An 11,150-nucleotide genomic window follows, 5' to 3' on the forward strand; every position below is an offset into this window, starting at 1 on the left:
ATTAATGATGATTAATAGTCTGGCTTAACGCCATGCGATCGCTGATCGGTACTGTCTCTATAAGGTCTCAAGTAGGTCGATAGTATGAAAGAAGAGCTCAATATTTTAATTCAAGCTCAATACCCTTTAATCTACCTTGTGACCTCCGAGGAAGAGCGGGCAGAGCAGTCAATTTTTAAAGTTTCCCAAGATTTAAAACCCCAAAGACGAGTATATATTTGGACAGTAACTCACGGTATCGTCGAGTACGGTCAACCCCGGAATACCACTCAACACAATACTGTCTCTCCCGAAGCAGCCATTGATTGGATTATTCGGCAAAAAGAACCCAGTATATTTATTCTTAAAGATTTACATCCCTTTATTGATGCGCCGGCAACAACCAGATCGCTCCGGGACGCGATCGCTAGTTTCAAAGGAACGCAAAAGAACATTATCTTAATGTCCCCTGTGCAACAAGTTCCGATTGAATTAGAAAAAGAAGTTGTTGTTTTAGATTTTCAATTGCCTGACATGGCTGAGTTAAATAAGGTTTTAACCGCCCATCAAGAGCAAAATCGTGGACGACGGCTAACAACCGAGGCGCGAGAAAAACTTCTCAGAGCCGCTTTAGGTCTAACTAAAGATGAAGCTGAGAAAGTCTACCGCAAAGCACAGGTAACAACTGGGCAATTGACGGAAAATGAAGTTGATATCGTTTTATCCGAGAAAAAACAACTCATCCGCCGCAACGGTATCTTGGAGTACATCGAAGAAGATGAAACCATTGATGCTGTGGGTGGCTTGGAAGAATTAAAAACTTGGCTGACCCAACGCTCCAACGCCTTTACAGAAAGAGCGAGAGAGTATGGGTTGCCCCAACCAAAAGGAATGTTAATTCTCGGTGTTCCTGGTTGTGGTAAGTCACTCATTGCTAAAACTACCTCCCGTTTATGGGGTTTACCAATTCTGAGATTAGATATGGGGCGGGTCTACGACGGCTCAATGGTGGGTCGAAGTGAAGCCAACCTGCGGAACGCCCTGAAAACGGCAGAATCAATTTCCCCCACGATTCTGTTTATTGACGAGTTGGATAAATCCTTTGCGGGTAGCGGTGGTTCTGGCGATTCTGATGGGGGGACATCAAACAGAATTTTCGGCTCTTTCCTCACCTGGATGCAGGAAAAGAAATCTCCAGTGTTTGTCATGGCGACTGCTAACCGCGTAGAACGCCTACCTGGAGAGTTTTTAAGGAAAGGTCGCTTTGATGAAATTTTCTTTGTGGATCTGCCCACACCGGAAGAACGTCAGGATATCTTCGGTATTCACCTGACCAAACGTCGGGAGGAAATTGCTAGATTTGACCTAGAACAACTAGCAAAAATGTCCGATGGCTTCTCCGGGGCAGAAATTGAACAAGCGATAGTGGCGGCTATGTATGAAGCCTTCGCCCAAGATCGGGAGTTCACCCAATTAGATATTATTGCTGCATTGAAGTCTACTTTGCCGCTGTCACGAACGATGCAAGAACAGGTCACAGCTTTAAGAGACTGGGCCAGACAGCGTGCTAGACCCGCAGCCTCCTCTGTTGCTGAATATCAGCGCATGGAGTTTTAAAAGCTTTCCTCTGAAATGTCAGGGGGGAAAGGTTAGTCACAAGGCTAACAGATAGAAAAAAGCCGTTCCCAATTAATGCGGCTTCGCTGAAAAAGAACCGTTGTCGTTTTTCTCATCAATCTTCTTATTGGAGGAAACCCAAATGTCTCACTTTAGCACTCTGCGTACCAAGATCACCGATGCCGAAATTCTCAAGTCTTCTTTGCGCGACTTAGGTATCAGCGTTAAGACTGAAGCTGATGTCCGTGGTTATAATGGTCAGCGTCTCCGTTCCGACATCGTTGCTGTATTGGAAGGCGAGTACGATCTAGGTTGGTCTCGTAACAGTGACGGTTCTTTTGACCTCATTGCTGACTTATGGGGTGTTGCTAAGAAGCACAACCAGACCGAGTTGATTAACTCTATTAATCAAAAATATGCCGTTAACAAGACTTTGGCTGAAGTAAAACAGCGCGGTCTGCAAAATGCCAATGTTAAGTTGGTATTGCAGTAACAATTTCTCTAGCGCGTTCCCAAAGTGAAACGGGTTAACCTTCTAATAAGCGGTTAGCCCGCTTTTTTTATGGGTAAATTTTCCATCAGAGTAGACACAACAAAAAAGTTGTGTTATCATTAAATAATATACACGAGGACTGGTTATGTACACTGTAATTAACACAATAAACATTACTGAATATGATCCCAAAGTTCGAGCAAAATGGAAATTTATCTGCTGGTATTCATCTTTCCACCTGGGAGGAAATCAAAGATGTTCTAGCTTTTAATGAACGTCGTCAACAGCTTTTGGAAGGTATGAAAAGAGTTAGTGAAATATTAAAACAAGCAGGATGTAGTCGAATTTATATTGGTGGTAGTTTTGTTACTAGAAAAACCTATCCAAACGATTTTGACCTTCTATGGGATGATAAGGGTGTAGATTTTAAAATCTTACAATCTTTAGATATAAATTTATTTGATGCTGGCAGAAATAAAAGATCAGCACAAAAAAAGACTTATGGAGGTGAAATTTTTCAAGCTTATCTTTATGCCAATGATTATGAAACTTTTATTGAATATTTTCAAAAAGACAATAATCTTAATCATAGAGGGATAATTGCAATAGATTTGTAGAAAATTAACCAAAGAATATTACTCTAACTTGGGTAATATTCTCACCAAAATTAAGAGTAAAAAAGGAAGTTGACTATGATTTTAAATGAACGCCAATATATGATTACTAAAGCTCAGATTAAAAAATTTCAATTAGCAGTAGAAAATCTGGAAAAAAAAGTACCCCCACAAGATAATGAAAATGAAAAGTTACGACATCAATCATATCTAGGTTCACTTAATGGTGAAATAGAAGAACTATTAGAACAAGTGGAGGAATATGAAAACCTCAAATCAAGGAAAATAGATAGGTTGGAATGTAAGTCTTTAGAAGAATTACCAGAAGCACTTATTAAAGCACGGATTTTTCGTGGTTTAACTCAGGGACAATTAGCAGAACTTTTAAATGTGAAGGAACAACAGGTGCAACGTGATGAGGCTAATGAATATGCTAATTCTAGTTTCACAAAAATTTTGAAAGTTCAACGTGCGTTGGATATTGAGATTAGAGAGGAAGTAATTTTTAAATAACTTTCTCAACGTCTGATTACAGTTTTGTATAAATAAATTTTGTAAATAAAAATTATTTATCTATAGTTTGATGTACTTGTAAAATATTCCAATATTAGTTACTAATGTGCGTAATAGGATAAAAAATAATGTGGGAAGTTTTTGGAGTATCTGTATTTGGGAAAGTAATTAATTATATTACTGATGATGTACTTTATGAAGCTGAAAAAGCTGTTACTATTTCAAAATTTGCACAGAAAGCTATAGAAATTTTAGATGCTGTACCTAGCATATCTCATTGTCATGACAGAGATTTTAAATGGTCTAGACCTATATTTGTACTGAAAGATGGTACTGTAGTTAAAATTTGCAAAAACGTTATTGGACTTAACCATATTTTTCTAGCTGATAATCATGGATATCTAATTTTTGGTGGGTTTGTAAATTGGAGTAATTCAGGTAATCTGAAAAATGCAATAAATCGAATTAAAAATGAATTAACATAAGTGAAATAAACATAAGATAGATCAAAATTTAGCTTCGGAGCGGGTATCGTAAACAAGCTGGAGACATTTCTCAAAGTCATCACCTTGCCAAGTTCCACCAAATTGTAGCAAATCTTTGGCTTTAGAGCCACGTAATATCGGTTCTCCATCTTGTACAGGAACACTGCTTGATTTAATAGCAGAAGCATTTATTTTGGTTTTGAGATATTCTAAATAGTCGAGGGTTTGTTGCAGAATCGGTTCTGGAGTATTTTCAATAGCTGCAATTAGGTTTTGTTTAATTGTGGTCATTTATTATTCTTAATTTGTCTGAATCAGGATGTCCAGGATTTAAGGATGTACAGGATTTTTTGATTTGATTATCTTAGTCATTGATAATTTTGGTAGAATGTGAGAACTGATAGACGCTAGGTAAATTTGAGAATTTATTGGTTGAATAATCGAACAAAATGATTTGGATTATATAATCCATCATATTAATCTTATCATCATCCTGTAAATCCTCAAATCCTGGATATCCTGATTCAGACAAATGTTTTTTGTAATAGAGTTTTCAGTAACCCGAATTTATGCTATAATTCTATCATTATCAAAAATTATTAAAGTAAAAAATATTAATTGTAATTAGGAGGTCAAAATTATGAACTCTCTTGAATTAAGACAAAAAATCGAACAAAATTTATTAACTATTTCACCAGAAAATTTGAAATTTATTGATGAATTTGTGGAATTTATTAAATATAAACAAGAAACAAGTTTATCAGAAAAAACTAACTATAGGCCAGCTTCAGGACGTTCAATTTTACGTCATGCTGGTACGTGGGTAGGAGACGACTTGGAAGAATGTCTGAAGTTAGTCTCTGAAACTAGAGGTAAAGTGAAAATTAATAATCGTATTAATCCTTTTGAGTGATGTATCTTTTAGACACTAATCATTGTAGTTTAATTTTTCTGAAAAATCAGCCGGTTCTGGATTATATACAGGAAGTTGGAGAAACCGATATAGCTACTACTATCATAACAGTAGGTGAGCTAACTTATATGGCAGAAAATTCTAGTTATAAGGAAGAAAATTTAACTCGTATTGAGCAATTTATCGCAGATATTAGAATTTATTATGTAGATGATGTAACTGCTAAAATTTATGGACAAATAAAAGCAGGATTAATTAACAAATTTGGACCAAAGCAAAAAACTAAACGGCAAACGACTAAAATCACTCAATTAGGTTTTGATGAAAATGATCTTTGGATAACAGCAATAGCAATTCGTAATCAATTAACGTTAGTTTCGGCTGATACTGATTTTATCAGAATCCAAACTGTAATTGGTTTTTCTTTGGAGAATTGGAGAGATAATCAATAAATAATTATGAATGCACGTCTTCAGGACAACAGCATGATCATTATATCTAATTTAGATATAAACTTATTAGATGCTGGTAGGAATAAAAGATTGTCACAAAAGAAAATCTATGGAGGTGAAATTTTTCCTGCATCAGCTTGTGCTAACTATTATGATACTTTTTTAGAATCTTTTCAAAAAGATAAGAACATGAATAATAGAGGAATAGTTGCCATAGATTTGTAGAATATTAAACAAAGAATATTACTCTAATTTGGGTAATATTCTCACCAAAATTAAGAGTAAAAAAGGAAGTTGACTATGATTTTAAATATACCGGAAAAAGATGGAGATGATGCTCCGTTATATTTAGAAAAAAAACATTCAACGGGTGCTGAAAAAGCTGGAAGAACTAGAAAATAAGGAAGGTGAAGAATGATTTATCACTACAGCATGGTAATTCAATGGTCCCAAGAGGATCAACTTTTTTTAGTTCACTTACCTGAATTTCCCTGGCAACAGTTTCATACACATGGTAAAACTTACGAAGAAGCTGCTAGAAATGGTCAGGAAGTAATTGAGGCTTTTGTTGAGATGCTTACTCAAGAAAATCAAGTATTACCAGAACCCCGAATGCTTCCTACAAAACCGTTGCAAGTTGCCTAGTTCAGTGTAAAAAGTATATTTGCATTTTGACATTATAACCGTTAAAATGCCTGTAAATAATTGTAATTCAGTGTTATTCACGATAATAACAAATTATGAAAACATTCACTATTGGTCATTCCAATCATACAATTGAAACATTTATCGAACTCCTGACTCGGTGACTTCTAACTTCTAGAATAGAGGAAGAGGGAAAGCGGGGGCAAAGAGAAATAAAAATCATCATCCTCTTGCCTTTTGCCTTTTACCTCTTGCCTTTCTTAGACGGTGGTGATCTCTTTTTCCTTTTCTACAAGCAAGTGGTCGATTTTTTCTGTATGCTTGTTGGTCAGTTTTTGGAGTTTGTCTTGTTGATCTCGTGATTCATCTTCGGAGATTTCTGCACTTTTTTCCTGTTTGCGAATGGAATCGTTAGCATCACGACGGATATTGCGAATTGCTACACGACCTTCTTCTGCATACTTGGCCGCAAGTTTGACAAATTCTTTACGGCGATCGCTAGTTAATGGGGGAATATTCAACCGAATCACACTACCGTCGTTACTGGGAGTTAAGCCCACATCCGACAAAGAGATAGCTTTTTCAATGATATTCAAGCTGCCCTTATCGTAGGGCTGAATCAGGATGGTTGAAGAATCTGGTGTGCTAATGTTTGTCAGTGCTTTTAGGGAAGTTGGTGTACCGTAATACTCCACTTGTACCTTATCCAATAAACTCGCATTGGCGCGACCAGTACGAATTGTATTAAAAGCCCGTTGAGTGGACTCAACGGTTTTTTGCATCATGCTCTCAGCTTCAGCTAATTTCACAAGAACCTCCCACAAGAGTACCAATGGATTCTCCCATGACTGCCCGGTGGATGTTACCTCGCACCGTTAGGTCAAATACTAAAATAGGGAGATTATTTTCTTTACATAGAGCAATTGCGGTACTATCCATGACTCGCAAATCTTTAGCCAAAACGTGGGCGTAAGTAAGAGTAATAAAACGCTTGGCATCAGGATGGAGTTTGGGGTCAGCATCGTAAATGCCGTCTACTTTAGTAGCTTTAAAAATCACGTCTGCTTCAATTTCTGCTGCTCGTAAGGCCGCAGTCGTATCTGTGGTAAAAAAGGGATTACCAGAACCAGCCCCAAAAATTACCACCCGTCCTTTTTCAAGGTGACGAATGGCACGACGGCGAATGTATGGTTCTGCTAGTTCTTGCATAGCAATGGCGGTTTGTACCCTTGTCTGAATTCCCATCCGTTCTAGGGAATCTTGCAGGGTCATGGCGTTCATGACTGTGGCAATCATGCCGATATAGTCAGCGGTTGCCCGATCCATACCTGCTGATGCTGCTTTAATGCCCCGAAAAATATTGCCACCACCAACAACGATGGCCACCTGGACACCAGTGGCTATCACCTCTCCTATTTCCTTGGCTATTCCCTCGACCACTTCTGGATCAATGCCGTAGCCCAAGTTGCCCATTAAGGCTTCACCGCTCAGTTTAAGTAAAACCCGTCGGTAATTCGTTCCCATGAAGTTCTGCTTTATCAAAAAAGTTGCAATTGCCTCCAATTTAAGATAGCAGTACAGTGACTATCTGTCTCTATTTAGGTTGCCTGTTATTTATATAAAGTTCCAATTTGTTCGGTTTGGGCTGGCTGTATTTGCTAATCTTGCAATAAACAAGTATACTCAACACGGCTTAATTATTTGATTTAAGCGGGTAGGGGTTTAGCAATGCTAAACCCCTACAAATCTAGGTTTTTCGTGATTTTACATAATCGCATTTCTTAAATAATCCACTCCCTGCGCTGATGCTGTTTGGGTGTGTTCATCTATTTGCCCTTGATAGCGAATAATCCCATCGCTATCTATCAAAAAGGCTATAGGTGGACTAATTACACCAAAGCTGCGGGTAACATCTTGAGTTGAGTCCCACATATAGGGGAAATTTAACTGATGACGCTCGGCAAAAACTTTCATTTATTAATATTGCATTTACCATGAAAACTTCTCCAAAAACCTGGATTTGGCAAGATTTCTCTATTTGTTACCAAACTCAAGGTACTACTGGACCTGCTGTGATCTTGATTCATGGTTTTGGTGCGTCATGGTTACATTGGCGCAAAAACATTCCAGCCTTAGCGGCAAATTGCCGAGTTTATGCGATTGATTTAATTGGCTTTGGTGGTTCAGCTAAACCCACACCAGGGGAAAAAATTAGTTATACCCTAGAAACTTGGGGACAACAAGTAGCAGATTTTTGTCGGGAAGTGGTAGGTGAACCTGCATTTTTAGTAGGTAATTCTATTGGTTGTATTGTGGCTATGCAAGCGGCGGTAATTAACCCGGATATGGCTTTGGGAACTGCTTTGCTTAACTGTTCTTTGCGGTTATTACATGATCGTAAACGCGTAAATTTACCTTGGCTAAAGCGATTTGGTACGCCAATTCTCCAAAATTTCTTGGCGATTAAACCAATAGGTGATTTCTTTTTCAATCGCCTAGCTCAACCACAAACAGTTAAAAAGATTCTTTTACAGGCTTATGCTAACGGGGAAACGGTGACAGATGAGTTAGTTGACATTTTGATGACACCAGCAAAAGATCCTGGGGCTGCGGCTGTATTTTTGGCGTTCACGGCTTATTCTAGTGGTCCTTTACCGGAAGACTTATTACCTAGATTATCTTGTCCAGTAATTATTTTATGGGGAACGGCTGACCCTTGGGAAGCTATTGATTTAGGCCAAGAGTTAGCCAATTTTCCCCAAGTTCAAAAGTTTATTCCTTTAGAAGGTGTGGGACATTGTCCTCAAGATGAAGCTCCTGATTTAGTAAATTCTATTTTACAGGATTGGATTATTGATCAATCCGTTCTATAAAACTTACCCAAAATTACCAAAGTCTAGACACATCTGGACAGCGATAATCTTAGTGTTTATTTCCTGTTTAATCACGGTCTTAGAATGACTTCTAAGAGGTTTGTCCGCTCCACAGGCTATCTCGGTAGAACTTACCGTTTCTGACCGTAGTTCCTAAAAGGAACTGTCTTTTTAAAACACCTATCCCATGCTTGGCGTAAATCAGCTAACGCCTTCTGAGGGACATTTTTGCTAACTTCGTAATACCAGGCGGATTCAGATTTAATCTCAGCAACTAACTTTTTATGCAGGTCAATCGCTGAGAGGATGTTTGAAAAGTGGTATTCCGTAATTTTCATCACATTGCTACCCCCCTTAGTCCCCCCTTGTAAAGGGGGGAAACAATAAAAGGTAAAAAATATTTGATACATCAACCATAACTTTTCAAACACCCTCTGAGGGAAGTTTAAGTTTTTCGCCTTCTCTGGGAGTAGCTAAGATATCTATAACTTGAGCATTTGCCCATGCTTAGTTTATAAAGGTATTTTCGATCAATGTAATCATTCTATGGTTATAAACTAATAATTAGAATTTCCATTGTTTGACGTATATATATTTAATTTTTGTCTGTTAAAAAAACTCACTCAAAAACTGATTATTTTTGAATGAGCTATATGAGTATTAAAATCTAAATAAATTGGGATAACTTATTACCAGCGACGGCGGGGTCTCCAGCCCCAACCACCACCCCAGCGACGGCGGGGTGATCCCCAGCCACCACCACGACCAGATAGAAGCTGTTGTTCTTCTATGGATAGTTCTACAACTAAATCGGATGGAATATTTTGAGATGACATATTTTGGTTTGACATAATAATTGTTAACCTCAATTAATTTTTTATTAGGTTTCGGACAACCATGCTTCTTTTATAAAGATATTTTTCAGTAATTTAATGATTCTATAGTTATAAATATCAGTTTATAATTTATATCTTTTGATTTACATAAATAAGTTTATTTTCTGACTATAGACAGGCTACTGCAATTTTAAAGTGCTATAAAAAAAAGGTGAGAGGAGAAAGTTACGCCCGGATTTTGGCATTAGATACTGTTGATACTTGATATCAAGCAATGTAGCTGAAAATTTCTCCTCTCTCTATAATTACAAGATTGAAATTACCTATTAACAATACCTTGTCCATTTTTTGCTTTGTTGGGTTTCCTATCTCAACCCAACCTTGTATCTTAGAGGTATTGCTATTAAGGAAGAGGATTATTGACCGCACTTATTGCCAGAATCAGAATAGTTTTGATCCGGCTCAGAGGGTGTATATTGATCATACTTTTGGTAGTCGCAACCACATTTTTGTTTTTTAGGTTTACAAGAAGGAGGAGATGATTGGTAACATCCCCCAGATAAAAGTTGTTGTTCTTCTGCTGATATTTCTACAAGTAAGTTGGATTGATTGTTTTGAAATAACATAATTATGTGCCTCACTGTGGGGAATTGTTTGGTTTCTTAATCAAGAGGAAGGATAAAATTGATAGGTATGCCTAGTGGTTCTATTCAAAATAGCTAAAAGTTTAATCTAATCCTGGAAGAAAACTTTTTAGGTTACCGAAACTCTCTCAAAATTAAATTATTTTAAGGTAGTTATATCAAATTTCTCTCTCCTCTAATAAATGCCAGATGTAAATTAAATAGCTACCCAGTTTATGGGTCTTTTCTACTTAAAATCTCTGCTGTCTACCTCTCTCAATATTGACATCGACATTGACATTACGTTTTCTTCCTCTACCACCGGAAGAATTATCTTCAAAGGGGGCGTATCTGTAGCAGATTATTGGTCTTTGATTATTATTTTGCTGTCCTCCAGAAAGAAGCTGTTGTTGATCTGCCGATAACTCTATGAGTAAATCAGATTTAATGTTTTGATGAGACATGATTGTTAGCCTCTATTTATGATTAGGTGAATAATCCCTATACTTCTTTTATAAAGATTTTTTATTAAAAATAAATGATTCCATAGCTATAGATTGATAAAATTTTAAATTCTTCTGAAGTTATATATCTATTCAGATAAATCTCTTTCTTTTAACTCATGTTTATTTTATCTAATTAACAAGAGTAAATTATCTAGTTTACAGGTTAAAAAATTATTAATTAATTAGACAACAGAAAATGTAGAAAAAGAATAAAGCTATCTCTACAAGAAGATGTTTAAATTTAAATCTGGCTATTTTATGAAAACAAATTACTTAACTTATCAGCACTAGAACTAATAGTTATTAACCCAAAAGTGAAAGAAAGTGCCATGGTGATTTGGGATAATTTATATTTGCTAGTTTGTGAGGTAGAGTCACCTGAAGCAAGTTTTAAATCACTTTTTCCTTCAGTTTCCAGATCAGTTTGTTGGAAGAATAGCTTACCTTCACTGAATAAACCTAACATGGGAAATATTTGCCCACCAACTACAGATTCTTGTTCTGTATCGGAAAGATATCTAAATAATTGAGTATTTTTCAGCATATTATTACTCCTTACATAGGTAATTAGGTTTGGCTAAAGAATAGGAAAATAAAAACT

Annotated in this window: 17 protein-coding genes and 1 pseudogene; 10 read left to right on the top strand and 8 right to left on the bottom strand. The window is 36.7% G+C overall.

All coding sequences use genetic code 11. From position 1 onward, the window contains the following. Positions 1-84: 84 nt before the first annotated feature. The 5 genes from AN490_RS22540 (at position 85) to AN490_RS22560 (ending at position 3,701) form a co-directional block, all read left to right on the top strand. On the top strand, positions 85-1,596 hold the full coding sequence (locus AN490_RS22540; protein WP_015081376.1) for an AAA family ATPase: 1,512 nt from the start codon (positions 85-87) through the stop codon (positions 1,594-1,596). 142 nt (positions 1,597-1,738) lie between these two features. Continuing rightward, a complete protein-coding gene (locus tag AN490_RS22545) occupies positions 1,739-2,089 on the top strand; it encodes a DUF1257 domain-containing protein (protein WP_015081375.1) in 351 nt (116 codons plus the stop codon). 182 nt (positions 2,090-2,271) lie between these two features. After that, positions 2,272-2,706, top strand: a complete 435-nt coding sequence (locus AN490_RS22550) for a hypothetical protein (RefSeq protein WP_300007220.1) — start codon at positions 2,272-2,274, stop codon at positions 2,704-2,706. A 75-nt stretch (positions 2,707-2,781) separates the two neighbouring features. Beyond that, complete coding sequence (locus AN490_RS22555) at positions 2,782-3,216, top strand: helix-turn-helix domain-containing protein (protein WP_190385965.1); 435 nt, start codon at positions 2,782-2,784, stop codon at positions 3,214-3,216. Positions 3,217-3,344: 128 nt separating this feature from the next. Beyond that, positions 3,345-3,701 carry a hypothetical protein gene (locus AN490_RS22560; RefSeq protein WP_300007223.1) on the top strand — a complete coding sequence of 119 codons (357 nt, stop codon included), beginning with the start codon at positions 3,345-3,347 and terminating at the stop codon, positions 3,699-3,701. Between the two features lie 21 nt (positions 3,702-3,722). On the opposite strand, the gene AN490_RS22565 is transcribed toward AN490_RS22560, so the two are convergent. After that, positions 3,723-3,992 carry a hypothetical protein gene (locus tag AN490_RS22565; RefSeq protein ID WP_300007226.1) on the bottom strand — a complete coding sequence of 90 codons (270 nt, stop codon included), beginning with the start codon at positions 3,990-3,992 and terminating at the stop codon, positions 3,723-3,725. 349 nt (positions 3,993-4,341) lie between these two features. Here AN490_RS22565 and AN490_RS22570 point away from each other — a divergent pair, with 349 nt between their 5' ends. From AN490_RS22570 to AN490_RS22585, 4 genes are all read left to right on the top strand, one after another. Continuing rightward, positions 4,342-4,614, top strand: coding sequence for a hypothetical protein (locus AN490_RS22570; protein WP_300007228.1), 273 nt, complete (start codon positions 4,342-4,344; stop codon positions 4,612-4,614). Further along, complete coding sequence (locus AN490_RS22575; protein WP_193964109.1) at positions 4,614-5,066, top strand: type II toxin-antitoxin system VapC family toxin; 453 nt, start codon at positions 4,614-4,616, stop codon at positions 5,064-5,066. The genes AN490_RS22570 and AN490_RS22575 overlap by 1 nt, the downstream gene beginning before the upstream one ends. A 6-nt stretch (positions 5,067-5,072) precedes the next feature. Continuing rightward, positions 5,073-5,291, top strand: a complete 219-nt coding sequence (locus AN490_RS22580; RefSeq protein ID WP_015081369.1) for a hypothetical protein — start codon at positions 5,073-5,075, stop codon at positions 5,289-5,291. Between the two features lie 189 nt (positions 5,292-5,480). Further along, a complete protein-coding gene (locus AN490_RS22585) occupies positions 5,481-5,711 on the top strand; it encodes a type II toxin-antitoxin system HicB family antitoxin (protein ID WP_015081367.1) in 231 nt (76 codons plus the stop codon). Positions 5,712-5,971: 260 nt separating this feature from the next. Here AN490_RS22585 and frr read toward each other — a convergent pair whose 3' ends face one another. From frr to AN490_RS22600, 3 genes and pseudogenes are all read right to left on the bottom strand, one after another. Further along, positions 5,972-6,520 carry a ribosome recycling factor gene (frr, locus tag AN490_RS22590; protein WP_015081366.1) on the bottom strand — a complete coding sequence of 183 codons (549 nt, stop codon included), beginning with the start codon at positions 6,518-6,520 and terminating at the stop codon, positions 5,972-5,974. Beyond that, entirely contained in the window at positions 6,507-7,235 is a 729-nt protein-coding gene (gene pyrH, locus AN490_RS22595; RefSeq protein ID WP_213800011.1) for a UMP kinase, read from the bottom strand. The genes frr and pyrH overlap by 14 nt, the downstream gene beginning before the upstream one ends. 246 nt (positions 7,236-7,481) lie before the next feature. After that, positions 7,482-7,685 (bottom strand): annotated as a pseudogene (locus AN490_RS22600) (redoxin domain-containing protein); the annotation flags it as partial. A 20-nt stretch (positions 7,686-7,705) separates the two neighbouring features. On the opposite strand from AN490_RS22600, the gene AN490_RS22605 reads away from it, so the two are divergent. Next, positions 7,706-8,584, top strand: a complete 879-nt coding sequence (locus AN490_RS22605; RefSeq protein WP_300007234.1) for an alpha/beta fold hydrolase — start codon at positions 7,706-7,708, stop codon at positions 8,582-8,584. Between the two features lie 689 nt (positions 8,585-9,273). On the opposite strand, the gene AN490_RS22610 is transcribed toward AN490_RS22605, so the two are convergent. The 4 genes from AN490_RS22610 to AN490_RS22625 all read right to left on the bottom strand — a co-directional run bounded on the left by AN490_RS22610 (position 9,274) and on the right by AN490_RS22625 (position 11,093). Further along, positions 9,274-9,435 (bottom strand): hypothetical protein, encoded by a 162-nt coding sequence (locus AN490_RS22610; protein ID WP_271823038.1) that lies wholly within the window; start codon positions 9,433-9,435, stop codon positions 9,274-9,276. Positions 9,436-9,836: 401 nt separating this feature from the next. Next, positions 9,837-10,046, bottom strand: coding sequence for a hypothetical protein (locus tag AN490_RS22615; RefSeq protein ID WP_300007236.1), 210 nt, complete (start codon positions 10,044-10,046; stop codon positions 9,837-9,839). A 248-nt stretch (positions 10,047-10,294) separates the two neighbouring features. Beyond that, the gene (locus tag AN490_RS22620) at positions 10,295-10,507 is read right to left on the bottom strand and encodes a hypothetical protein (protein WP_300007238.1); all 213 of its coding nucleotides are present in this window, start codon (positions 10,505-10,507) and stop codon (positions 10,295-10,297) included. 298 nt (positions 10,508-10,805) lie between these two features. Next, entirely contained in the window at positions 10,806-11,093 is a 288-nt protein-coding gene (locus tag AN490_RS22625) for a hypothetical protein (protein WP_300007240.1), read from the bottom strand. Positions 11,094-11,150: the final 57 nt, after the last annotated feature.

Origin of the sequence: Anabaena sp. AL09 (assembly GCF_001672255.1) — a bacterium.
Classification (GTDB): Bacteria; Cyanobacteriota; Cyanobacteriia; order Cyanobacteriales; family Nostocaceae; genus Dolichospermum; species Dolichospermum lemmermannii.